Origin of the sequence: Nostoc sp. TCL240-02, from assembly GCF_013343235.1 — a bacterium.
Classification (GTDB): domain Bacteria; phylum Cyanobacteriota; class Cyanobacteriia; order Cyanobacteriales; family Nostocaceae; genus Nostoc.
Genome location: NZ_CP040094.1, coordinates 2,886,798 through 2,909,881, shown reverse-complemented (window position 1 = coordinate 2,909,881; position 23,084 = coordinate 2,886,798). Strand labels below are relative to the sequence as shown.

21 protein-coding genes and 1 pseudogene are annotated in these 23,084 nt (G+C 42.9%); 12 read left to right on the top strand and 10 right to left on the bottom strand.

The window, feature by feature from the left end:
• Positions 1-34 precede the first annotated feature (34 nt).
• On the bottom strand, positions 35-1,246 hold the full coding sequence (locus FBB35_RS12345) for a tetratricopeptide repeat protein (RefSeq protein ID WP_174709867.1): 1,212 nt from the start codon (positions 1,244-1,246) through the stop codon (positions 35-37).
• Positions 1,247-1,973: 727 nt separating this feature from the next.
• On the opposite strand from FBB35_RS12345, the gene FBB35_RS12340 reads away from it, so the two are divergent.
• From FBB35_RS12340 to FBB35_RS12315, 6 genes are all read left to right on the top strand, one after another.
• Positions 1,974-2,204 (top strand): hypothetical protein, encoded by a 231-nt coding sequence (locus FBB35_RS12340; RefSeq protein WP_174709866.1) that lies wholly within the window; start codon positions 1,974-1,976, stop codon positions 2,202-2,204.
• A 453-nt stretch (positions 2,205-2,657) separates the two neighbouring features.
• Positions 2,658-2,852 (top strand): transposase DNA-binding-containing protein, encoded by a 195-nt coding sequence (locus tag FBB35_RS12335; protein ID WP_174709492.1) that lies wholly within the window; start codon positions 2,658-2,660, stop codon positions 2,850-2,852.
• Between the two features lie 17 nt (positions 2,853-2,869).
• Positions 2,870-4,042, top strand: a complete 1,173-nt coding sequence (locus tag FBB35_RS12330) for an IS4 family transposase (RefSeq protein ID WP_254625899.1) — start codon at positions 2,870-2,872, stop codon at positions 4,040-4,042.
• Between the two features lie 44 nt (positions 4,043-4,086).
• Positions 4,087-4,341 (top strand): transposase family protein, encoded by a 255-nt coding sequence (locus FBB35_RS34630; protein ID WP_254625930.1) that lies wholly within the window; start codon positions 4,087-4,089, stop codon positions 4,339-4,341.
• Positions 4,342-4,572: 231 nt separating this feature from the next.
• Positions 4,573-4,824 carry a hypothetical protein gene (locus FBB35_RS12320; RefSeq protein ID WP_174709865.1) on the top strand — a complete coding sequence of 84 codons (252 nt, stop codon included), beginning with the start codon at positions 4,573-4,575 and terminating at the stop codon, positions 4,822-4,824.
• A complete protein-coding gene (locus FBB35_RS12315) occupies positions 4,825-5,103 on the top strand; it encodes a hypothetical protein (protein ID WP_174709864.1) in 279 nt (92 codons plus the stop codon).
• 163 nt (positions 5,104-5,266) lie between these two features.
• On the opposite strand, the gene FBB35_RS12310 is transcribed toward FBB35_RS12315, so the two are convergent.
• The 3 genes and pseudogenes from FBB35_RS12310 to FBB35_RS12300 all read right to left on the bottom strand — a co-directional run bounded on the left by FBB35_RS12310 (position 5,267) and on the right by FBB35_RS12300 (position 8,534).
• The gene (locus tag FBB35_RS12310) at positions 5,267-6,352 is read right to left on the bottom strand and encodes an aliphatic sulfonate ABC transporter substrate-binding protein (RefSeq protein ID WP_174709863.1); all 1,086 of its coding nucleotides are present in this window, start codon (positions 6,350-6,352) and stop codon (positions 5,267-5,269) included.
• 193 nt (positions 6,353-6,545) lie between these two features.
• A pseudogene (locus FBB35_RS34625) lies at positions 6,546-7,427 on the bottom strand (TauD/TfdA dioxygenase family protein).
• A 144-nt stretch (positions 7,428-7,571) separates the two neighbouring features.
• The gene (locus tag FBB35_RS12300; RefSeq protein ID WP_174709862.1) at positions 7,572-8,534 is read right to left on the bottom strand and encodes a TauD/TfdA family dioxygenase; all 963 of its coding nucleotides are present in this window, start codon (positions 8,532-8,534) and stop codon (positions 7,572-7,574) included.
• Positions 8,535-8,866: 332 nt separating this feature from the next.
• Between FBB35_RS12300 and FBB35_RS12295 the strand changes: the two genes are divergently transcribed.
• Entirely contained in the window at positions 8,867-10,138 is a 1,272-nt protein-coding gene (locus tag FBB35_RS12295; protein WP_174709861.1) for an MFS transporter, read from the top strand.
• A 240-nt stretch (positions 10,139-10,378) separates the two neighbouring features.
• Here FBB35_RS12295 and FBB35_RS12290 read toward each other — a convergent pair whose 3' ends face one another.
• Together FBB35_RS12290 and nifE are read right to left on the bottom strand one after the other, a co-directional pair.
• Positions 10,379-11,254, bottom strand: a complete 876-nt coding sequence (locus tag FBB35_RS12290) for a class I SAM-dependent methyltransferase (protein ID WP_174709860.1) — start codon at positions 11,252-11,254, stop codon at positions 10,379-10,381.
• A 190-nt stretch (positions 11,255-11,444) separates the two neighbouring features.
• A complete protein-coding gene (nifE, locus tag FBB35_RS12285; RefSeq protein ID WP_174709859.1) occupies positions 11,445-12,857 on the bottom strand; it encodes a nitrogenase iron-molybdenum cofactor biosynthesis protein NifE in 1,413 nt (470 codons plus the stop codon).
• A gap of 976 nt (positions 12,858-13,833) precedes the next feature.
• Here nifE and FBB35_RS12280 point away from each other — a divergent pair.
• Together FBB35_RS12280 and FBB35_RS12275 are read left to right on the top strand one after the other, a co-directional pair.
• The gene (locus FBB35_RS12280; RefSeq protein WP_174709858.1) at positions 13,834-14,838 is read left to right on the top strand and encodes an aldo/keto reductase; all 1,005 of its coding nucleotides are present in this window, start codon (positions 13,834-13,836) and stop codon (positions 14,836-14,838) included.
• Between the two features lie 236 nt (positions 14,839-15,074).
• A complete protein-coding gene (locus FBB35_RS12275) occupies positions 15,075-15,869 on the top strand; it encodes a class I SAM-dependent methyltransferase (RefSeq protein ID WP_174709857.1) in 795 nt (264 codons plus the stop codon).
• A gap of 249 nt (positions 15,870-16,118) precedes the next feature.
• Here FBB35_RS12275 and FBB35_RS12270 read toward each other — a convergent pair whose 3' ends face one another.
• From FBB35_RS12270 to FBB35_RS12260, 3 genes are all read right to left on the bottom strand, one after another.
• The gene (locus FBB35_RS12270) at positions 16,119-16,481 is read right to left on the bottom strand and encodes a ferredoxin family protein (RefSeq protein ID WP_174709856.1); all 363 of its coding nucleotides are present in this window, start codon (positions 16,479-16,481) and stop codon (positions 16,119-16,121) included.
• Positions 16,481-18,085: an FAD-dependent oxidoreductase gene (locus tag FBB35_RS12265; protein ID WP_174709855.1), complete on the bottom strand. Its 1,605-nt coding sequence runs from the start codon at positions 18,083-18,085 to the stop codon at positions 16,481-16,483. Before FBB35_RS12265 ends, FBB35_RS12270 begins: the two co-directional genes overlap by 1 nt.
• Positions 18,086-18,224: 139 nt before the next feature.
• Positions 18,225-19,178 (bottom strand): D-2-hydroxyacid dehydrogenase, encoded by a 954-nt coding sequence (locus FBB35_RS12260; protein WP_174709854.1) that lies wholly within the window; start codon positions 19,176-19,178, stop codon positions 18,225-18,227.
• Positions 19,179-19,493: 315 nt separating this feature from the next.
• Here FBB35_RS12260 and FBB35_RS12255 point away from each other — a divergent pair, with 315 nt between their 5' ends.
• Positions 19,494-20,099, top strand: coding sequence for a nitroreductase family protein (locus FBB35_RS12255; protein WP_174709853.1), 606 nt, complete (start codon positions 19,494-19,496; stop codon positions 20,097-20,099).
• Here the strand turns inward: FBB35_RS12255 and FBB35_RS12250 are convergent.
• Positions 20,096-20,257 (bottom strand): hypothetical protein, encoded by a 162-nt coding sequence (locus FBB35_RS12250; RefSeq protein WP_174709852.1) that lies wholly within the window; start codon positions 20,255-20,257, stop codon positions 20,096-20,098. The genes FBB35_RS12255 and FBB35_RS12250 overlap by 4 nt on opposite strands.
• Positions 20,258-20,293: 36 nt before the next feature.
• On the opposite strand from FBB35_RS12250, the gene FBB35_RS12245 reads away from it, so the two are divergent.
• Together FBB35_RS12245 and FBB35_RS12240 are read left to right on the top strand one after the other, a co-directional pair.
• Positions 20,294-21,640 carry an LLM class flavin-dependent oxidoreductase gene (locus FBB35_RS12245; RefSeq protein ID WP_174709851.1) on the top strand — a complete coding sequence of 449 codons (1,347 nt, stop codon included), beginning with the start codon at positions 20,294-20,296 and terminating at the stop codon, positions 21,638-21,640.
• Positions 21,641-21,676: 36 nt separating this feature from the next.
• Positions 21,677-22,915 carry an acyl-CoA dehydrogenase family protein gene (locus FBB35_RS12240; RefSeq protein WP_174709850.1) on the top strand — a complete coding sequence of 413 codons (1,239 nt, stop codon included), beginning with the start codon at positions 21,677-21,679 and terminating at the stop codon, positions 22,913-22,915.
• The last annotated feature ends 169 nt before the right edge of the window (positions 22,916-23,084 follow it).

Here is a 23,084-nt window from a genome sequence, read left to right as displayed (position 1 = left end):
CCCTAATGTTTGATTGCAGAATCAACCCAATTGTCTATGGCTTCTTTATGAGAACAGGTGTCAAATGTTCAGAAATATTATGCAACCTAATTTGAACACATCCAAATTTATAAGCATCCTCTACTGATTTACCAGCACCGAGAGCTTGATAAAACCCAATAGCGAATGAGATTGCTGCTTTGTCACCGATAGACTTGTTCATACCAATAACATAACTGATATGATTAGCAATAGCTTTTGCTTGAATTTCGGAATAGCAAGCATTCAATAATACGCAATCTACATGGTCTGTTACTAATTCAAATAAACTTGCTAACGCCTCTGGTTGAACAAAATGAGACTTGCCTATTTCGTTTTCAAAACACAAACTTCCCTCATTTGTGCCATGACCAGAGAAATGTACAATTTGTGGTTGTACGTCCAGTAATGCCTGACTAATATCTGCTGGTCTAATGGACATTCGTTGGTCTAAATTGAATTTTCCTCGTAATTTAGCCATTTGAAGTTTCTCCTGAATTTCTCTTAATTCTTCACCAAGTCGTAGTCGAGATTCATTACTAGGGTCAGCAGATAGAAATAATATAGAAGTAACATCTTTAATGTTTTTGCGATTATTTATTGCGTCGCCTTGAATCATTTTGTGCTTATTTGAACTATCACTACTAATAATTATTTCCTTATCTAGTCTCAGAACGTTACTTTTCGCTGCTGTATTCCCTTGATTAGCAGCAAATCGGTAGAATCGGAGAGCTTGGTGTAAGTCCCGATTTACACCAAATCCATACTCATACATCCAACCCAAATTATTCTGCCCTTCCGAATTTCCGTGGTTGGCTGCCTCTTGATACCACCGTACTGCCTCTGCATAGTCTTGTGTAACTCCAAATCCATGTTGATACATCCAGCCTAATTGATTCATACTTAAGGCGTTACCCTGAGCAGCAGATTTTTGATACCAATTTAATGCTTGTCCATAATCCACATCAACCCCTAACCCATACTCATACATCCATCCAAGGTTGCTTTGTCCTGAGTGATAGCCTTGTTCCGCTGCCATACGGTACCATTTGATAGCATCTGAATAATTTTGAGGGGTTCCGAGACCGTTTTGATAGAACCAACCAAGATGGTCTTGTGCAACTGAATCACCCTGTAAAGCAAGGGTAGTAAAAAGAGACAGGGCTGCCTGATATTTCTCAAGACGAAAAAGTTCTATTGCTTTCCCAAGATTTATTTCTAATTCCATAAGACTTATCCGAAAATGATAAATGTATACAGTAAAGGGATTTCAGTGATTATAAGGGAATGTGCGATCGCTAGATTAGGTATACGAAAGAATAGAGCTTTGAGCATAAATTACGGCTAAATTATCAGTTTAGAGGCAAAAATATTGGTGAAAATATATTTAATTTTTTAATACAAAAATTAAATATTAATAGCTAGTAAAAGTAAACAATGAAGTCGTAGTCTGACTAACCCATAAACGGTCATAATTACCTGGCTATACTTGTGCCTTGCTAAACGGAATTTCTCACTAGCGACTCGAAATATTTTTACTTTCCCTGAACTCCTGTCTTAAATATACGGAAAACTTCTTTTTTAGATCCTTATTTGGGTACTATACCGATTTTTTCCGTATAACCACCTTTTACTGGAAGATTATAAAGAATTTTTCCTTATATCCCTTGGTGTTATCAATAATTTTTCCGTTGGGATCGAGCTTTTCGTTCCAAACATATTCATTGGACTTAGAGTTTAGCGATCGCTCTTTGGTAAGGGACTGCCAAAAAATCAAATATACAATGGGGTACGTTACTACAAATTAAATAATTTTTTAATTTAAATCCCTAATCATGAGTTAGAGCGATCGCTTTCCTAGTAAAACAATATGAAGTATTTTGCAACTAAACCAACAGATTTGGATCAACTATAGGATTTACGATCGACAATGTACTCTTGTACCTTAAAAGCCAATGCCAATCGTATTTAATGTAGTAGATGTTGAGGACAAAGAGCATTACTTGAACTATGAAGATATAGAGGAAACAAAGGTAGCTGATGAAGGATTACGCAATGATGATTATCTCGATGCTCAATGCTTTTTCGTCCTCCTCAAAAATGGAGATATACTACTTCTAGAAATGGCGAGACAGAACCAAGTAAGTAAAAACTTCCTTTACCGCTTGCTGATGCCAGGAGAATAGCCTCCTTTAATATCTAGGGCTGCCTGGATGCCGACCGTTGCTATTCTTAAATCCATCGTGGACACACGAACCTATTGCGATCGCAGTTGATCAAAGACTGCGATCGCATTCCACCAAATATCTCTAAACTACGTCACAACAACTTAAACAAAGCGGTCTAAAGCTATACCAGGACTTCTGTCAAGTTCTTCTAAAGAAATGCCATATTAGACATCTCCAAAATAGTACTATTTTGTGGTAAAAGAACATCAAGGAGCTTTTTTGACACAGAAACATGAGCGATATACTAAATCATATTGAAGAGAATCTTAAAAGAACAAAGCGGTTAATTGGTCTGGAGTATGAACCTGACTTTTCCCGTTAAGTCTTGAAAGACTTGCTGGCAAAGGGTTTAAGAAACAGCACAGCAAATACGGTACAGTAATTGAAATTGGGTGCTAAAGGTAACAAGCAATGCTGGACTGGTGGGAAAAGAATTTTGCAACCATATCTCTAGGCGATCGCCGATTGAATGAGCGTGCAATGTCAATCGGGTATGCTCTAAGTTTGGGATTCGGCAAAGCGCTGTCGGAAGTTTTCAGTAATGGAACCGTACTTAAAAGGGCTTATGAGTTTTTGCTAATCCAAAAGTGCAATTTCCCAGCGTGATTGAGCCGCATTGCCAAATGACTGCGGAAACTGTTGCAGAGTGCGACGTAGTGCTGTGTGTTGGAGACACGACTTTTTTTGATTATGGCAGTATTGAGGCTAAAAAAGAAGGTTACGGCCCAATTGGTAAGGGAGGTAACGGTTTAATATTACACAGTGCTTTAGCCATAGAATCGGACAAAGGCCAGTCCCTTGGTCTGTTGTGGCAAAAACTTTGGAATCGAGAAGCAAAACAGAAACCGCCAAAAGATGAAACTCCAACACAGAAGAAAAAACGGCAAGCAGCAGCACGTAAAGAAGCCCGAAACCGTCCCTTTGAACAGAAAGAATCTTACAGGTGGGTAGAAGCGCTCACCACTATAGAAAACCTTGTGAGTAAGCACACGCAAGTGATTCATGTTTTCGACCGAGAAGGTGATATCACAGAAGTTTTCGATAAAGTTCGCCAACTCCAGCACACCGGAGTTCTTATTCGCGCGGCTCATAACCGCAGTTTAGATTCCGAGAGCGAGCGTCTTTGGTCAAAACTCCTTGCACAACCTACCAGTTTTGAACAGGAAATCGAATTACCCCAGACTGGACAGCGTTCTGCCCGTAAAACCAAGCTGGCTGTGCGATTTTGTCCGGTCAATCTCCGTACTCCCTATCGTTTTGATAACCGTGAGCCTCTACCCGTATATGCTGTTTATGCCACTGAGATTGATTGCCCAGATGGTGAAACACTTGTGGAGTGGATGTTGTTGACTACGGAAGTTATTGCAGATGTCCAGATGGCTTCTACAGTTTTACGCTGGTATACTTATCGTTGGCGTGTTGAAGAATACCATAAAATTTTTAAGTCTGGATGTCAGGTAGAAAAATATAGGCTTGCTGCTGATGGGATGAAGACCCTCATTGGTTTTTTTAGCGTAATAGCTGTTGAGCTTTTGCGCTTAACTTATCTCCACCGCACTCAGCCCTTAGCCCCTGCCATTGAAATTCTTAATCCCCTTGAACTCAAGATTTTAAAAGCTAAGTCTCCCAAACTCCCCAAAGTGCTAACAGTTAGCTGGGCTGTTGAAGCTGTAGCTCGTCTTGGCGGCTACTTAGAACATCGAAGTAAAACACCTATTGGTATCCAGGTACTGTGGCGAGGTTGGTTAAAATTACACGACCTCTGTGAGGGTTGGCAGCTTGCAAAAGAGACTTAACGGGAAAAGTCAGGAGTATGAACAGTTACAACAATTAATTCAAAATGCAGAGCGATTACACTCTTGAATTACAAGAGTTATTAGAATCCAAAAAAGTGAGAATTATTGCTGGTGGTGGAGATCGTAAACCAAAATTATCGCTCAAAGAACAAATAATTTTAACGTTGGTTTATCTCAGGCATCTGACTACATTTGAGCTTCTTGGTATCCAGTTTGGTGTGAGTGAGTCCACCGCAAATGATACATTTAACTATATGGTTGCCAATACTCAGAGAATTGCTACCATTCAGTTTAATTGAACAAGTAAAAAAAACGAATCTGACTTGATGGTAGTCAAAGAAATACTTACAGATTATGAATTAATTGTAGATATCTATCAACAAGTAAGGGAAAGACCTGTGGATAATAAAGAACAAGAAAAATATTACTCTACTACTTTGTCCACTTGGTAAAAGTTGGCTTTGCAAGTGGGTGATCTGAAATCGTCAAAAGTCTCTTGTTGATTTACTAATTTAATTAAGTAAATAACTATGAAACGACCTGCATTAATTGTCGCAACAGCAATTTTTCTGATTACTCATGCCCCAAGCTTACAAGTTCCTTTGTACAACACCTATGCACAAATTGGCGGGTTTGGTAGTGGCATATCAGCAGTTGCTTTTTCTACTTATGTCGCCGGACTGTTGCCGACTTTGATTTTGCTTGGTGGCATTTCTGATCGCATAGGACGTAAAACTACAATTCTCGCTAGTTTATTATCAGCCTCGTTAGCAACATTGTAAATGATTGTTTACCCAACCATTTACACATTGTTTGTCACTCGTATTTTTCAAGGAATTGCCGTTGGTTTGATTACGGGAACTGGCACGGCGTATCTATCTGTTTTGATGCCGCGTTCTTCGGCGATGGTTGCCACCTATGTTAGTTTGACTACATCTTTAGGGTTTTTTGCCGACCGAATAGGTATTTTGAACGCTCTTTTAGGTTTTGGAGCAATACTTTTTGTCAGTAATATTTTGCTTGCAGGTATGTACCAAAGAGCTAACAAGAAAAGTGCTTGATCAAGATATAGCAGTCCTAAATCATTTATGAGAAAACACCATACTCATGAAGTTTGGGAAAGTCAAAAATGCCAAGAGTGTTTTACCGCTAACGCTTTTCGTTAACTTAGTGCCATTCGACACAGCCTCTTTATTTTCGTTTAGCTAGTTTGCGATCGCTAAATCATGCCTTATTTCTGATACTATCCGGTATAATTGCCGCATACTGCTGAGAAGTCAGAGTTGCTTCCCGGACATCGACTTGTTTTGGCACGATTTTTAACTGGTACAAGAGATCGGCAACCTGCTGTTGATCTCGTAGCACTTGCTCATTAATAGGTTGCATATCATACTTGCGCCGAGACAACATTGTTTCCATCATTGGCACATCAACCTTTAACTTCGGAGCAAGGATTTGGGCCGCAGCTCGCCTGTTTTGATTTGCCCACTCTCCAACTTGATAATACTCTTCTAGAATTGCTTTGAAGAGTTCAAGGTTATTACTAGCAAATTCCCTCGCAGCTAAGTAGAAAGAGCCTGGTGTTTTAATTCCCTGAGCATCCCGCAATACTCGGATCGTTCCCTCCTGTTGAAGCTTGATCAGTGTCGGGTCGATCGCTACATAGGCATCAACAGTTTTGTTTAAAAATGCTGCTTGTCCATCAGCAACAGTCAAATTCACACCTTGAACATCGTTAAACTTCAGCCCAACTTCTTCCAACGCTTTCGCCAAAAAATAGGTCAGAGCAGTTCCTCTGGCATAGGCAACCTTTTTGCCTTTAAGATCCGCCACCGTTTTAATAGAAGAATCCTTTGGCACAATAATCCCATAACTTTCCCCCGTACCCGCCGGGATATTTACCAGGTAAACCAAATTGTTACCAGCAGCTTGAGCAAAGATAGGCGGCGTTTCCCCGACTTGTCCCCCATCAAGGCTACCCACACTTAAGGCTTCTAGCAGGGGTGGCCCGGAGATAAATTTCGACCAGCTAACATCTACTCCCAAAGGAGCTAAACGCTTTTCGATTACACCTTTTTCTCTTGTTAGATCGCCAAATGATGTGAAGCCAAGCCGAATAAGTTTAGGCTTACTATTATTGCTACCGCTATTACTGGCAACAGCGTTTTTATTATTACTTATCGTATTCTTGTTTTCACTACCAGCATTTGCTCCACAGCCTACCAATGTAGCGAAAGAGGCGAACCCATACAAGGTATAAAGCAAATCTCGCCTGGAAATTAATCGTTTCCTGACATAAGGTTTAATCATGGCTCTCAATCCCGTGGAGTTGATTTTTGAATGTCATTTGCTACAAGTCGGCATAGCCGACGGCAGTCGCTTCAAGCCGGGGAACCCGTCCAACGCGCTGCCTCCCCAACGCAATGGTTCCTGTTGATCGTTGGCTGTTAAATCTCAACGATCAACAAGCTATTTCGTTGTATATCTTTAAACTGCTAAACCTTTAGAAAGGACGACTACCCCGGAGGCTAACTCGTTTGAGAATACGAGTGGCATTGGCATCAAATTCAGGGCGGTAGTGAGCCGTTGCTTGATTATCCCAATAAAGTAGGTCGCCCTTGCTCCATTGGTGAGGATAGGCAAATCGGGGTTGTTTGATATGCTCTTGCAACTTTGCAACTAGTTTTGCTCCTTCTACATGGTCATAATCCACGATGTCTACATCGCTAGCTGCATTAAAGAAGAGGATCTTTTTGCCTGTTTCTGGATGTGTGCGAACCAGAGGATGAATTGCTACTCGTTCGCCTGGTTCTGGAGCGCGACCAGCTGCATATTTAGGCTGACCATACTCATCCCGATCCTTACTGCCATAGGAATTGAAGTAACGAGCTTGCAAATCAGCAATTTGCTCTTTGGTGGCATCGTCTAGCTCGTCGTAAGCCTGAGCCAAATTCACCCAATAGGTATTGGGGCCATTCTCAGGTACTTCTACTGCATATAAGAAAGAACCGCTAGATGGTACAGGCAGCCAGTAGTGATCGATGTGGGGTAAAAGTTCCTGATAGTTCGGTCAAATATTGACTGAACTTTCTTCAGGAGCAGCATTTGCGAGAGTGAGAACTAGGGGTGGCAGGTATTCTTCTGTTTCTCCTTTGCGGACGTAGGCAGGCTGTTGAAGAATATCGCCAAAGTAATTGGCAAACTCTAATAACTGATCGTCAGTTAATATTTGGTTTTTGAAGATGAGAAGATGGCGATCGCGCCATGCCTGTTTAAGTTGCAGAATTACCTCTGGTTCCACAGAATTAACATCGAATCCGGTAATCACTGCACCAAGAGCCGCTTCAGTGGGTGTAATATCAATCCGGCTTGCCGTGAATGTCATAATCGGATCTCCTTAGATTTAGGACTATACGATCAACTGGTCATGCAAAAGTTACCCTTGTAGAGCAACAAGGGGTTAATGTCTGCGTTCATAAGTACTGAGTACTTTTTAATTTACTCAGCACTCATGACTTATAACTCAGTTTTACGAAAGGACTGGTTGTGCTTCCTTAGACTCAGCTTTTTGCTTGAAGACGCTTGGTACTTCAGCACTGAAAGCTTCGCCTTGAACCACTTCTGAACGGGAACCATCAACCCCTACTGGAACATCGCCTGTGATGGTGGTGCGATAAAGGAGACGTTCGACATCCAGATGATCCAAATCTTGAGGAGCCAAATGCACGGTGGCGCGGTTGTCCCAGAAGGCGATATCACCGTTGTTCCAACGGAAGCGGGTGGTATAAGCAGGTTTGGTGACTTGGTTAAAGAACAACTCTAGCAACAGTCTGCTCTCTTCTGGTGACACATCAACAATGCGGGAGACGAAGCCAGGGTTGACGAACAAGGCACGCTCACCAGTCTCAGGATGAACTCTGACGACTGGGTGAATAGAAACTAAGGGATTGACAGCAATGCGATCGTCGAATTTATTGTTGCGGGGTTGATAACCGCCTCCATTGAAGCGATGTTCCGCTTTTAATGTATCTGCTAGCGATCGCAGGGGTGCTGAGAGTCCCTCATAAGCGGCAACGAGATTACTCCACTGGGTATCACCACCGAAATTAGGGACATTAACTGCGCGTAAAATTGACGCTGCTGGTGGGTTGATCGCCGCCGTTACATCTGTGTGCCAAGGGCCGCCAGTGCGAAAACCATACTGCTGCTCATAAAGCTTACGGTCTACGGGTTTGATCTGGGGAAATCCCGGAACTGGTTCAGGCTCTCCCAAGGGATGGGCGAAAGTCACTTCGCCAAAACGAGATGTGAACTCGACCTGGGCAGCATGATCGATGTTCTGACCACGGAAGAACAAGACTTTCCACTTCAATAGCGCTTTGCGAATTTCTTGGACTTGATCCTCAGAAAGAGAGCGGGAAAGGTCTACATCGCCGATTTCTGCACCGATGAAACCAGCTACCTGTTTAACTTCTATATGTTTGTAGCCCATTAGGATTCTCCAGAGTTTGATCTATCAGGAGGTGTTCACACTCGCCTATTTCCTTGAGAATTGCCGCTACCCAATATCTGCTAGCAACATTCCCATGCTGGGAGCATAACTAAAAACATCATACACTATTCCGATAGATTTAGCGTAGTATGCATTTGCTAAATAGTAACTTCCTACTTTTTTGCAGACCAATCCTCTTCTATAGCGATCCGATGTCAATGTGCAAAAGTCTTAGCTCAGACAGATCAGCGATGCCTGGGCAGTAAACTACGTGATTATTTGACAATTCTTAGTTAATCTAATTATTAGTAGACCATAATAAAATTTTCCTCATGAAAATTTGGCATAGACAACTAGGGGAAAGCATCAGTAATATCACTTACCACTATTTACCCGCCTTGCGCTGGCGTAACTTTCGCCTATTTTTTGGCGGACAGTTACTATCAATGTCTGGAACATTTATGACCCAGCAGTTAACTATTCCTTGGCTGGTATACGATTTGACAAATTCGCCTTGGTTGTTGGGAGTTGCAGGGTTTGTACAATTTTTACCTACCTTATTAGTGATTCCCTTTTCGGGCATATTGTCCGATCGCTGGAGTCGTCGTGACTTGTTAATGGTGGTGCAGATATTGGGAATTAGCGTTTCCCTGGCTTTAACGATTCTCACCTTTACCAATTGGATTACCTTTCCTATCCTCTTGGTACTGAGTGCTTTCAATGGTTTGCTCAAGGGATTAGATATGCCCGTGCGCCATACAATCGTCACCGAAACGGTAGACGATCGCGCCGATTGGGGTAATGCGATCGCCTTGAATTCAGTAATGTTAAGTTCCTCTCTCGTCGTGGGGCCTGCTATGGGCGGGATTTTGATTGCTACACTAGGAGTAAAATATTGTTTTCTTTACGATACCCTCAGCTATATTCCTGCCATATTTACCTTGCTAGCGATGCGGCTGCCAGCCAGACAGATGCAACCCCTTACGGGCATTAGCGATACTTTGGAGAAATTGCGGGAGGGCTTTGAATATGTCTGGAAATTCCAGCCGATTAGAGTAATTTTATTAATGCTAGCGTTACATGGTTTCGTCGGGATGTCTCATGTCGCGCTCATGCCTGTTTTTGCAGCAAAGATTCTCAATGGAAACGCAACAACGATGGCTCACCTCAGCACATCAGCACCGATTGGCTCGTTGTTTGCTTGTTTGTATCTCAGTGTCAGACGAGGGATTGTAGGCTTAGAGCGTTTGATTGTAGTCGCTCAAGTTTTCATTGGGATGAGTTTGATATTCTTTTCACTCTCACGTCAAGTTTGGCTATCTATAATCATTCTGGTATTTGTAGGCTGCTTTTCTATCCTCAACATTACCAGTAGTAATATGATTATTCAAACCTTAGTTACCGAGGATAAGCGCGGACGGGTAATGAGTTTTTACGCTCTAGCAATGGTGGGTACAATGCCCTTTGGGAATTTGTTAGCTGGGACTTTAGCAGATAATTTTGGTGCGACTAATGCCTTGATTGTCTGTGGTAGTATGATTATTTTAGGTGCGTTCTGGTTCTCTGCACAATTGCCAGCAGTAAGCCGTTGGATTGCTCGCTAAACAAGCCGCTTTTGTTAGTTAGACAGTAAGTGATCTTACATAGGGGAGCTACTGCGCCCTTGCGCTTAAGAAACAGTTACGCAAGTGGCATAGTTCGCCCCCATGTCCCTAATCCCCAAAGGCAAAGAGATTAACACCGATATTGCTAAGTTAAATTTGAAAGTAGCCGAAATTCAAAGCACCCAATTGTTATCTTGATCTTGTAAAGAAAAGACTATTATTAACTAGCTTTGAATAGTTTTATCTAACGGTTAAAACAAAAGTAGAGCCAATAGCCAACATTGATTTAACAACCTCAGGCTCAATCCCTAAAGGCTTTAAGCAAGTAATTTGATTTATCACTTCGAGCATAGTGTATTCTTGAATATCAAATCCTTGTTCATAAGCAAATTGTTTCACATGGTCGATATTTTCAAAGTGATAATTATTAATAGCTCGACCAGAGACATTACTTGCAGTTTGATTGAGTCTTTGTAACCCAGGACTAATCTGCCGTAGTTGATTCAAGCCATCAAAAGTTGTTAGGTCGGGTGTAATCCATACACCACCGTAAACTTGCAGTATTTCACGAACATTAGCAAACACCATTTGTTTTTCTGCTAATGTTAGGTATGTTAATAATCCTTCGCATAGAATAACTACAGGTTTGTTTTTATGTAAATAATTTACCTTCAGAGGCAACTGACTAGGTTGACTAGTAGCATCAATTGCTGCAAAATACAAATTCTGCCGTTTTTCGATCAATTGTTTTACGAGTTGCTGCTTCTGACGAATCATTTCAGGTAAATCACTTTCAACAAAAGTGATATTTTTATTCTGAGACATTACCATTCCACGAGGTAATAATCCAGATGCTAACTCGATAATTTGGGTAGCCTGAAATTGCAATTGTTGAGATATTACTTTATTAATAGCTTTGTAACGAGCCTCAACAAGAACAGACACTTCAGAAGGCTGTGTTAATTTTTGTTGTTGCAGTTTCTCTATGAAGCTTTCGGCATTAACTAATTGAGCTAATTCCTTGCTATAAGGAATATCAGTAAACTGCCTTGTGTAGGCTACCATCAAAGCTGTTGGACTAATTGCATTAAAAGAGCTTGCCTGTGGTTGAACCATTTGCTACCTCACATATAGTTTTTTATATAATGTAGTATTTGTGCCTGTTAAAGCTAAAGCAATATTTCTAAATAATATAGTAAAGCTATTAATTTGGGGAATATCTGGCACAAATACCAAGAATCTCTCGCTAATCAAAAAGTTAGCGGGAGATGATTAATGATACCGACTTTGCAGAATAAGCTTGTGCCTATAGCTGATAGCTGATTTTTTCATCCCAAGGAGCAGGTTTGCTAATTTGCTCCCATATAGGACTATACAAGGCTTCATGTAGTTCACGTGCTAGTACCACCAAACCTGCATAACCTGCATAAGCATGGTGACGTTCATGGTTAATATCTAAAAAAGGAATTCCCGTTTTGAGTGCCGTATATTTATTGCCAGCCCCAGTAATCAATACATCAGCTTTTGTTTGGTGTAATACCTTTAATAATGCCTGGGGAGTTGTGTCAGACAAAAGCATTGCATCTGCACCAAGATATTGTTTAATTTTAACTTTCTCCTCTTCTGTTGTTTTGCCATCTGTAGCTGCAATAACTTCCATTCCCAAATCTTGGGCTGCTAAGATCAGCGACCAACTTTTCACACCACCAGTAGAAAGAATAATCCGCTTACCTTTTAAATCAGCAAGGTAAGGAGCTAAAGCAATATCTAGAGCAGCATTTTCTTGAGCAATTAACTTTTCTGTACGTTCTTGCAGTTCACAGGCAATAATACTATCTCCTAAGGATATACTGAATTTGGTCGCAACATTTCGCAAGCAATCGTTTAAGTTGATCGCACCATAGAACGATTCTTCAATATAAGGGATTCCATAGCGTTCCGCCATAGTTTGCGCCATTTGTATAGCTACATTTGAGCAAAGTACTACATTTAATTTGGCGCGATGAGCATAGCAAACTTCTTGATAACGAGCATCACCTGTAATTTTAGAAAGAACGCGAATTCCCATTTTTTGGAATAATGGTAAGATATTCCACGTTTCACCTGCAACATTATAGTCACCAACAATATTAATATCGAATGGTGTGGTAAATTCCGGTTCGGCTGTACCAATGACAGCATTCAATAAAGTTTCATTACCGATGCGATTCCCTAAATTTTTACTACCAAGAAATCCAGGCGCATTTACATAGATAACTGGGATATTAACTTGTTGTGTAGCAAGTTGGCAAACACTATCAATATCATCACCAATCAAAGCAGACAAACAAGTAGCATAAACAAAAATAGCAGCAGGATGATAGCGTTGAGCAACATTCACAATCGCTTTGTACAGTTTCTTTTCTCCACCAAAAACGATATTACCTTCACTAAAGTCAGTAGTAAAAGCAGTTTGGTATAATTGTGAGCCTGAAGAGAGGCTACCATGAGTTGCCCAAGGATTGTGAGTACAAGAAACAGCACCATGTACTAAATGAACAGCATCAGTAATAGATCCGATAGAAACCATTGCTCCATCAAAAGGGCAATTTCCTTGAGTTGCACCTGGTTGTGGCGGTTTTGTGCAAGTTAGTTTTTTATTACCAGTCAGTTTTTTCTGGTTAGATTTGCAAGGTGTTTCGCTAATGGGTTCGTTAATTGTTACTTGAGTGTTTTTCATGCTTTTCCTCGTGCTAAAAATAAATACAAAACAGCCAAGAATGAGGAGTTAAGAGTATTATTTTCTCTCTACTTCCTATTTTTCTTACTTACCAATTTTGCTGCCTAGTCCCCACTCGTCTTTATAGATGCTGGTAGACAAAGTTGATTGAGACTGATTTCTGAGAAATTACAAAAAACAGCAATTGATGCACTAGCATTTCAGATAAAACAAGCAACTCCTCTGATGCATCCTGTATTTTTAGAAAGGCTTGTTATGGCAGCCCTCGCATGAGTTACATCTTCGCCTGTAGCCCCTCACCGCAACGAGATGTAACTCACTCAGACGATAAACACTATAATTCTTTGGCTAGTGTTAGCTTATCTAAATATTAGTATAGATAATAATATGTGAAATCAAGTCTTGTTTTGAGATTTTTAGAATATAGGTTATTAGATAATTAAACAGGATAATTTACACACATATTTTCTATGTACCTTCTATTCTTTTTTATCATCCAACCAAGAAAATTATTTTTTACTAATAGTACCTAAGGTATTTTATTTAACTAAAATAACGATTTATATAGGGAATTGTAGTCTTAATTATTTTAAAACACTCTAAATCTATCGATAAACAGAACTATATTAAAAAAATTTCTTGAAATTTGAAAAGTATACACTATTTAAACTACGAGCTTTAGCCGCAGCCCTAGTTGGATTGACGGTGGCGATCGCTTTGTAGATCCGAGAGATTTTACAAACAGCCCCCTCTCCCAAATATTTCCTGATTTTCTGTTCCATATTTCTCATTTATATGCAATTCTTAATATTATAGCTGTTAACTCCGGCAAATCGATTCATATATAGTATTTTGTATCCTGACTTTTGCAAAGCAATACTCATAGCTCTGCAATACTCTGGGCAAATCACTGTCAAAAGGCTATAGAAATATCACAACCTTATTAAGCATCCCAACAAAAAGTAGAGCAAACCGTATGACGAAATATGTAAATCTTGGCAAAACTGGGCTAAAAGTATCCCGGATTACCCTTGGCACCATGACTTATGGCTCGCGTAAATTGCGCGAATGGGTATTAGAAGAAGAAGAAAGTCGTCCATTTATCAAACTGGCTTTGGAATTGGGGATTAATTTCTTTGATACCGCCGATGTCTATTCCTTGGGTGCTAGTGAAGAAATTGTCGGACGAGCGCTGAAAGACTTTGCTAAACGAGATCAAGTTGTGATTGCTACTAAAGTACATGGCAAAGTCGGCGATGGCCCAAATGATCGAGGACTATCTCGTAAACATATTTTTGACAGCATTGATGCTTCTTTGCGGCGGCTACAAACTGATTATGTAGACTTGTACCAAATTCACCGTTGGGACTATGAAACACCAATTGAAGAAACCCTAGAAGCACTGCATGATATTGTCAAAGCAGGTAAAGTCCGTTACTTAGGAATTTCTAGTGTTTATGCATGGCAGTTTGCTAAAGCTCTTTATACAGCAGATATTCACGGCTGGACTCGTTTTGTATCAATTCAAAATCACTACAACCTAGTCTATCGGGAAGAAGAACGAGAAGTGATACCCTTAGCCCTAGATCAAGGGATTGGTATTATTCCTTGGAGTCCCTTGGCGCGGGGCTTTTTAGCAGGGAATCGCAGTAAGTCAGATCATGGCCAAACACTGCGGGCAAAAACTGACGAATTTGCTCACAATCTCTACTATCAAGATTCAGATTTTAAAGTAGTCGATCGCGTAGTTGAATTAGCCGGAAAACGGGGTGTGAAACCCACACAAATTGCCTTAGCTTGGCTATTGCATCAACCAGGTGTGACATCTCCCATAATTGGCGCTAGTAAGATAGAACATCTTAAAGAGGCTGTGGAGGCAGTGGATTTAGAGCTTTCTGATGAAGAGCGCAAATTCTTAGAAGAACCTTACACACCCCATCCCATCTTAGGGCATCAGCACCCATCTGGAAATCGCCCATAGAGTAATCTTGCACCAGGCGATTGGAAGGTCACGGCTACACAGGTAAAACCCGCCTACGCGGGTTAAAAGCCTTGATTTTACCTCTTTTTGCAGCAATTCCAAATTCGGAATGTAGTGGGAGATACAGATAAAATTATAATGATCGGCATTGCCTTTGCTACCACCTAAACAGAAATTTTGAAGTATCTTGACAAATTAATTTTGGGAAACTTTTTTATCCTAAACTCATATTATTTATGATGTATAAACAGGAAGTTATCGATTTCTACAACGCTAGGACGAATTATGATAATGATGCCACTCGCAATCGCGCGATCGCACTTTTTGACTACGCAACTCCATTTCCTGGGCAATCCGTTTTAGATGTTGCAACGGGAACAGGAAATATTGCGATCCAAGCTGCTAAGAAAGTTGGCGCAAGTGGTTCTGTGATTGGAATTGATATCGCAACAGAATTACTCAAGATTACTCAGCAGAAAATTCAAGCCGAAAACTTATCCAATGTTCAGTTAATTGAAGTCGATGCCGAAGCATATCAGCCTGAATCGAATGAGTTTGACGCGATCTATTGTTCTTACGCGATCGTGCTTTTTCCCAACATTCCCACAATACTCGGAAGTTGGTATCGTTGTCTCAAATCCGGCGGATTCATTGCATTTACCTGCTCGTCTGAAGATTCATATTTAGCATTGTCGATCGTAGAAGCCTGTGCAAAACATGGAATCACACTTCCCAATCTGCATGAACCATTGGGAACACCAGATCGAATTCAACACGTATTAACTCAAGCCAAATTTAATCAAATCGAAATTCATCCCCAACAGATGGGAACTTATCTGGGCTTAGAAAAAGCCCAGAGCAGATGGAATGGGCAATTCTGGCTACATACCGATAATCCTCTGCGGGAATTAAAACCGGAAAAAATTCGCCAGATTAAAGCGAGTTATGACGATGAGATTGCTGCACTAGAAACCGAGCAGGGCGTATGGCATGAGGAATTGATTTACTACGTTGTTGCTCGTAAACCATAAGCATCATTGCAGATATAGTATCTTGTCTTTATGAAAAGCTACGCAAAGCGCGTCTACTCTATTTAAGCCGAACTTCCGCTTTCTCTAGTTATGCCACACTAGTAGTCTGTCAAGCAAAGTTTGCTGGGTGAGGGCTGGGGAAAGGGTAAAGGTTAAAGGGTAAGGGATTTAAACCTTTCCCCTTTACCCCTTACCCTTTACCCAAGCATTGTTCCTTTGACGGACTACTAGTTTAAACCCTACTACTGCTTATGTTTCATTCAATCTTGCATTATCCTGTCTTGCCCTGTTCAAAATTCTAAGTTGTTGAGTTGGATCTTTGTCAGTCCCTCCCATTTTGCCATGATGCCAACCCATATTACGGGTGTAACTACCCATCAAGTTTTGGGTAATTAACTGTTCTGTATCAACCTCATCATCCAGTTCGGCATAAGGCGACACATAAAGCGCATCAACAGGGCAATACAACTCGCACAAAAAACAAGTCTGACAATCTGATTTACGAGCAATTACGGCTATTCCATCGTCTCCAGAATCAAAGACATCGCGCGGACAAACTTTTACGCAGATATCACAGCCGATACAGCGATCGCTATCAACAATTTCAATCATTACGCTACCTCTTGCAACTGATTTTCTGCGGCGACAACCACAACATCATCGATACCACTGCTAAATATTCTTCTTGTTTGTTGCACATCAGTTTTTGTAAAATCCGTGCGTCGGTGCATTCCTCTACTTTCTTTACGTGCATCCGCACTCGCCCAGATCCAGCGAGCTGTGGCTGCCATCGCCGCAGCTTCCCGTGCGCGTAGAGCATTGCGACCTTCACCGACTAGATAATCGCGAATATCTGCCCATACTGCATCCAAACGTTGACGTGACAGCGCTATCCTCGCTCCAGAACGAAAGAAATTAACATCAAGCGGCAAGGTTTCAGCCTGAACAGCACTAATCGCTTCCGATATTAGCTCATCTTCTATTGGGTGTTTACGGGGACGCAAACCTGCTTGACCTAAACCACGAACCAAGCGTGTCCCGGCTTTGTCGCCTAAAGAGGCAGCAAAAAGTGCTGCTGCGCGACCACTCCAAGTCCCACTAGCGATCGCCCAGGATGCATTAGGGCTTCCCCCTCCTGAAACTGCCCCTGTAAGATTTTCCCGAGAGGCTGCATCACCGGCGGCATAAAGTCCCGGCACTTTTGTAGCGCAATCATTGTTGATAATTTCCAGCCCACCTACGCCGCGAACAGTTCCTTCGGAGCGTAGCGTCACTGGGAAGGGTTGCTGGAATGGATCTAAACCAATCCTCTCAAATGGTAGAAAGCAGTTAGGTTGACCCTGGCGCAACCATTCATGTTCAATAGGGTTGCCGCGATTCATCAGGGCATACACTTTTTCACCTGCAATCAACTGGCGGGCAATACGTACAGCTCGGTCTTCCCCAGTTTCCGGTAAGGGAGAGCCATCCTCCAGATAAAAACTGGCGAAGGTAAAGGTCAATCCCTTGGTAACAGAAGTATGAGCAGGTGACAAGCCATATTGTGAGGAAAATTCCATTCCAGATAGCCTGACTCCTGCCTCTGCTGCCATGAGATAACCATCACCAGTATTACCATCGCAACCTAGTGCACGAGACAGAAAAGCGCATCCGCCAGTCGCCAGCACAACGGCACCTGCTCTGACTTCCCAGCGATTCCCAGTGCGCGGATGAATACCTGCCGCACCTGCGATCGCACCATCAGACGAAAGTAGTTCGAGTGCGGGATGATGGTCAAGAATACGTACACCAGCTGCGATCGCTCTATGTCGCATGAAGCGCATATAATCTGGCCCGCGCAAGTTAGCACGGTAGGGATTGCCCTGCTCATCAAAAGGAAAAGGATAGCCGTTATTCCCTAAATCATCTAAACCTATTTGTGCCTGCTCAATCACACGCTGCAACCAACGGCGATCGGCAAGTCCTGATGAGCGAGACAGCCGACGCTCAATTTCTGCATCACGTTCTGCGCCTTTGGGAAGATACCATGTCCCAGTATTGGATGGAGCTGTTGCCCCTGATGTACCGCAATACCCCTTATCCGCTAGGACGACACGGGCACCTTGCTTTGCTGCTGAAAGTGCTGCCCAAGTACCAGCCGGCCCGCCACCCAGAACTAAGACATCAGTGGTAATTACACTCTGTGCTGCCGAGACTTGAAAAGTTTTTGTATTCATATTATCGCTTTATAAATTTATAGCAGCCCTATTTGATTTGTGAAAAATATAGAGAAGGAAACGAACCGCAAAGTACGCAAAATACGCAAAGGGAAGAAAGAGATATGTAATTTTCACAAATGATTTAGGATCGCTATATTTAGTATCCTGCTTCCTTATTGACTACATTCTGTAAAGGCTTATTGCCTCGGTAACGCTCTAAGTTATCAAGGAACAAGTCTGTAATGCGTCCTTTTAATGCTGGGGAAATTGCGGAAGTATGGGGTGTAATAAACAAGTTAGGCAACGACCATAGAGGACTTTCTGGCGGTAGTGGTTCAATAGAAACTGTGTCTAATCCTGCACCTGCAATCCAGCCTTCAGTCAGAGCCTTAGTTAATGCTGATTCATCCACAACCGCACCGCGACCGACATTAATTAAATAAGCATGACTGGGTAGCGATCGCAGTACTGTTTCATCAATTAAAGCTTTGGTTTCTGGTGTTAGAGGTGTCGCCACAATTATATAGTCAACTTCTGGCAACAATGCGTGCCATTCATTTGTGCCGACGATTTTATCAAAATTTGGTAGAGGTTCAGGACGACGACGACCACCCCAAACTCTCGCCCCAAATGGTTTGATACGAGCTGCGATTGCTTGACCTATATTCCCAGTCCCAAGAATTAATACATTTGAATTTGCTAACTCTGGTAGTACTAACCAGCTTTTTTCCCATTTGCGTTGATCATGATCTGCTTGCAACTGCCGTAACTGCTTGGCGTGATAGAGGATCAAACTTAAGACAAATTCCGAAATCGGAATCGCATGAACCCCCGCGCCATTAGTCAGAATAATATCGTGTTCGAGAAAAATCGGTGTCAAAATGTGATTTACACCAGCACTAGGAGTCTGTTGCCAACGTATTCCAGGAGCAGCTGCCAGCACCTTATGTAGAGTGGTTGGCTTCAATTTAAACCCATTGAGATAAACTTCAGCATCACTGGGATCGCTATCAAAATTACCATCACTATCTACCCGCACAAATTTTGTATCCGATGGTAGGTGTGGCTCAATCTCGGTAGTAAGTTCTATGGGTAAAATTAGTTTGACCACGGGTTAATCCTTCACGCTAAATAGTCAATGGGCATGGATAAATGCAAGCAATATATCAAAGGAAGCGATCGCCACTGAAAGTATAATACTATAAATCGATAAATTTACCGTATTATAAAATTAATCAACAAAGTTGTTTCTCTCCTCCAATGCTGGATTGCTCATGCTGGCTCACTATTTACATCTAAAAATCAATGAAAGCCTAGATTGTTAGCTTTGCTAAGTTTTTTAAAAAAAGGCTAAAAGTTTCCGTTTCTTAATCCTAGTTATCTTCAATTGGCAATTTACTGAGTATCGATAAGGAGATTCATTAAAATGACGCAGAAACTTGCCCAAACGCAATACCCTGTTCATGACTTTATCCAGAGTCGTTGGAGTCCTAGAGCTTTTGCCGATCGCTCAGTTGAGCAGGATAAACTACTCTCATTGCTAGAAGCAGCTCGTTGGGCACCTTCTTCCTACAATCATCAGCCTTGGAGCTTTATTGTTGCCACCAAAGATGACTCAACGGAATACAATCGTCTACTTAGTACCTTGGTGGAGTTTAATCAAGGATGGGCGAAAAATGCTCCAGTACTGATACTTGCAGTCGCTAAAATCCTTACTGACGACGGAAAAACAAACAGACATGCATTTCATGATGTCGGACTGGCTTTAGAAAACCTGATCCTTCAGGCGACTTCTCTTGGTTTATTTGCCCATCAAATTGCGGGATTTAATGTAGATACCGCTAGAGAAATATACCAAATTCCAGAAGACTATGAGCCTACAACTGTGGTGACAGTTGGTTATCCTGGCGATCCCCAAAGCCTCCCTGATGGACTACGCGATCGCGAACTGGCTCCCCGTGTCCGCAAGCCGTTGAAAGAATTTGTCTTTACTGGACAGTGGGGACATACCTCAGCCTTATTGAAAGACTAAAGATCGAGGCTGAAGTATGTAGAGCAGAACCGCGTGTGAGTGCTACAGAGATCCAAACCGTGGGTAGTAAAGGTTACGACGGCTTTGCGACCGCGCTCGTGACTAGCGACTCTTGAGTCGCAGAAGCGATCGCCCGTTACATCGGCTGTCTTTGCCATACTTAAAGACTTGTATTCACTAATAACCCATTTAAGATGAGCAGATCAAAGCAATTAAAACTGGGTGCATTCATGCGCCCGGTCAGCATACATACTGGCGCTTGGCGCTATCCTGCGGCTTTCCCTGATGCTAATTTCAACTTCCCGGCGCTGAAACAATTTATTCAAAAACTAGAGCAGGGCAAGTTTGACGCATTCTTCATGGCCGATCACTTAGCGGTGCTGAATATGCCGCTGAACGCTCTCAAGCGCAGCCATACTGTCACTTCCTTTGAGCCTTTCACTTTGCTTTCTGCCCTTGCCAGCGTTACCGAACGCATCGGATTGGTAGCTACCGCTTCCACAACTTATGACCAGCCTTACCACATTGCTCGCCGCTTCGCGTCTCTCGACCATATCAGTGGCGGTCGCGCCGGCTGGAACATCGTCACCACATCAAATCCCGATGCAGCGCTCAACTTCGGTTTGTCAGAAGAAGTAGAGCATGATGAACGCTATGTACGAGCTAGAGAATTCTATGATGTCGTCACGGGTCTTTGGGATTCCTTTGCTGACGATGCGTTCATCCGAGATGTGGAATCAGGGATTTATTTCGATCCCGCAAAAATGCACGTTCTCAATCATAAGGGAAAACATCTCTCGGTACGAGGGCCATTGAACATTGCCAGACCTGTCCAGGGTTGGCCAGTAATTGTCCAGGCGGGTGCCTCCGAAGCGGGTCGGCAATTAGCAGCTGAAACTGCCGAGATCGTGTTTGCATCAGCCAGTAGTCTGGAGGTAGGTAAAGCTTTCTTTGCTGACATTAAAGGGCGGGTACGGGCGATCGGACGCGATCCAGAAAGCATCAAAATTCTTCCAGGTGCTTTGGTAATTGTCGGGGGAACCGTCGCCGAGGCACGCGCCAAGCGTGTCCATTTGGATAGCTTAGTACACTATGACAGCGGCATTGCCAGCCTGAACAGCGCACTTGGCTACGATGTTTCCGGCTTTGATCCAGATGGCCCCTTGCCGAAAATTCCGCCGACTAACGCCGGAAAGACCTCGCATGAACGAGTAATAGGGCTGGCGCAACGTGAGAACCTGACGATTCGTCAGCTGGCGCAACGTATCGGTAGTTATGGTGGGCTGGCTTTCGTCGGTACACCCCAAACGATCGCCGATGAAATGGAGCAATGGCTGACCGAGGAAGGGTCTGATGGCTTCAATGTTATGTTCCCTTTTCTTCCTGAAGGGCTGAATGATTTCGTAGACAAGGTTGTGCCAGAACTGCAACGACGTGGGATTTTCCGCCAGGAGTACGAAGGCAAGACGCTGCGCGAAAATCTGGGACTTGCTCGCCCTACTAACCGCTTCTTTCAGACCACAACCGCATCTGTTAGCTAGATGTAGCTATTCCAAAAATATTCAGAGAGAAAAACGATGACCCACATTGAAGAAAAAGCTTTAGATTCCACCTTTGAGTTCTCTGCTCCTGTCACAGCCAACTCTCCCGAACTGCAAACCCTGTTGGATTTTATCGCTCTGGGGGCAACTGAGCGCGATCGCGATCGCATCCTGCCTTTTGATGTCATCGACCTAATTAGGCGATCGCGCTTAGGTGCATTACGCATCCCTGTTGCCGAAGGTGGTGATGGTAGTTCAGCGCGCGAACTATTTGAGGTGGTGATTCGTTTGGGAGATGCCGATCCGAACGTCGCTCACATTGTGCGGAATCATTTCTCCGTGACCGAGCGAATTTTGCGCGCTCCCCGCAGTGAGAGAAACCGCCGTTGGCTCAAGGCGGTCGTTGATGGAGCGATTATCGGACTCGCTACCACCGAACTGGAAGTGAAGCGATCTGGTGGCGGTGCGGTGGTAAATACAAAATTAACACCCGATAACGGCGGCTATCGTCTCAATGGTAAAAAGTATTACAGCACTGGTAGTATTTATGCAGACTTGATATTTGTACGCGTGTTAACACCCGATGACGCTACAGCATTCATACTCATTCCTACTAAGCGTGAGGGAATTGATCTGATAGACGACTGGGACGGCTTTGGGCAACGGTTGACGGGTACGGGAACGACAACGTTCGCTAATGTTCGGATCGAGGCAGATGAAGTAATTCTTGATACAGACACAGATAAAGATAACCTACCCTACAACATTGTGCCGCAATTGTTTCTGACTGCAATTAACGCTGGGATTATTCGCAGCGTCTTGCGCGATGCAACAAACCTCGTCCGTAAAAGGCCTAGAACCTTCTACCATGCCGTAAGCGAGCAAGCAGCAGATGACCCGCTATTGCAGCAGACCGTCGGTCAGATTGCCGCCAATGCCTTTGCCGCCGAAGCGATCGTGCTGGCCGCCGCTGATGCTCTCGATCGCCTCTCTGCTACCCAAGTCCAGGGTGAAGAGTCGGAAACAGCAGCGGCGCTAGCAGCTTCTTTAAGTGCAGCCAAAGCCAAATTGATTGTCGATGACTTGGCACTACGTTCTGCTACCCTACTATTTGAAGTTGGTGGAGCTTCAACGACCAAGCAAAGCTACAACTACGATCGTCATTGGCGAAACGCCCGGACTTTGGCATCACATAACCCCAGTCACTTCAAAGCCCGTGCAATCGGAGACTACGAAATTAACGGCACACCTCTGCCGACAAGAGGATTCTTCTAAGGTTTTGTATAGGGTATGGAGAAGATGAGGAGATGGGGCAGAAAACTCCCAATACTACTTGGGTTTTGTATTCTTAACTCGGAATTGGGTTTGGGGAAAAGGTTAAAGGTTTTTTCTTTCCCTTTTCCCCAAAACCCGACAAGTATTGCCCACACTCCGTTCGGCTACG

Coding starts and splice junctions, on each gene's coding strand:
- FBB35_RS12270 (WP_174709856.1), bottom strand. CDS start 16,481: ATGATTGAAATTGTTGATAGCGATCGCTGTATCGGCTGTGATATCTGC.
- FBB35_RS12320 (WP_174709865.1), top strand. CDS start 4,573: ATGAAACGACCTGCATTAATTGTCGCAACAGCAATTTTTCTGATTACT.
- FBB35_RS12280 (WP_174709858.1), top strand. CDS start 13,834: ATGACGAAATATGTAAATCTTGGCAAAACTGGGCTAAAAGTATCCCGG.
- FBB35_RS12265 (WP_174709855.1), bottom strand. CDS start 18,085: ATGAATACAAAAACTTTTCAAGTCTCGGCAGCACAGAGTGTAATTACC.
- FBB35_RS12245 (WP_174709851.1), top strand. CDS start 20,294: ATGAGCAGATCAAAGCAATTAAAACTGGGTGCATTCATGCGCCCGGTC.
- FBB35_RS12345 (WP_174709867.1), bottom strand. CDS start 1,246: ATGGAATTAGAAATAAATCTTGGGAAAGCAATAGAACTTTTTCGTCTT.
- FBB35_RS12310 (WP_174709863.1), bottom strand. CDS start 6,352: ATGATTAAACCTTATGTCAGGAAACGATTAATTTCCAGGCGAGATTTG.
- FBB35_RS12255 (WP_174709853.1), top strand. CDS start 19,494: ATGACGCAGAAACTTGCCCAAACGCAATACCCTGTTCATGACTTTATC.
- FBB35_RS12335 (WP_174709492.1), top strand. CDS start 2,658: ATGCTGGACTGGTGGGAAAAGAATTTTGCAACCATATCTCTAGGCGAT.
- FBB35_RS12275 (WP_174709857.1), top strand. CDS start 15,075: ATGATGTATAAACAGGAAGTTATCGATTTCTACAACGCTAGGACGAAT.
- FBB35_RS12330 (WP_254625899.1), top strand. CDS start 2,870: ATGACTGCGGAAACTGTTGCAGAGTGCGACGTAGTGCTGTGTGTTGGA.
- FBB35_RS12240 (WP_174709850.1), top strand. CDS start 21,677: ATGACCCACATTGAAGAAAAAGCTTTAGATTCCACCTTTGAGTTCTCT.
- FBB35_RS12250 (WP_174709852.1), bottom strand. CDS start 20,257: ATGGCAAAGACAGCCGATGTAACGGGCGATCGCTTCTGCGACTCAAGA.
- FBB35_RS34630 (WP_254625930.1), top strand. CDS start 4,087: ATGCAGAGCGATTACACTCTTGAATTACAAGAGTTATTAGAATCCAAA.
- FBB35_RS12295 (WP_174709861.1), top strand. CDS start 8,867: ATGAAAATTTGGCATAGACAACTAGGGGAAAGCATCAGTAATATCACT.
- FBB35_RS12300 (WP_174709862.1), bottom strand. CDS start 8,534: ATGGGCTACAAACATATAGAAGTTAAACAGGTAGCTGGTTTCATCGGT.
- FBB35_RS12315 (WP_174709864.1), top strand. CDS start 4,825: ATGATTGTTTACCCAACCATTTACACATTGTTTGTCACTCGTATTTTT.
- FBB35_RS12340 (WP_174709866.1), top strand. CDS start 1,974: ATGCCAATCGTATTTAATGTAGTAGATGTTGAGGACAAAGAGCATTAC.
- nifE (WP_174709859.1), bottom strand. CDS start 12,857: ATGAAAAACACTCAAGTAACAATTAACGAACCCATTAGCGAAACACCT.
- FBB35_RS12290 (WP_174709860.1), bottom strand. CDS start 11,254: ATGGTTCAACCACAGGCAAGCTCTTTTAATGCAATTAGTCCAACAGCT.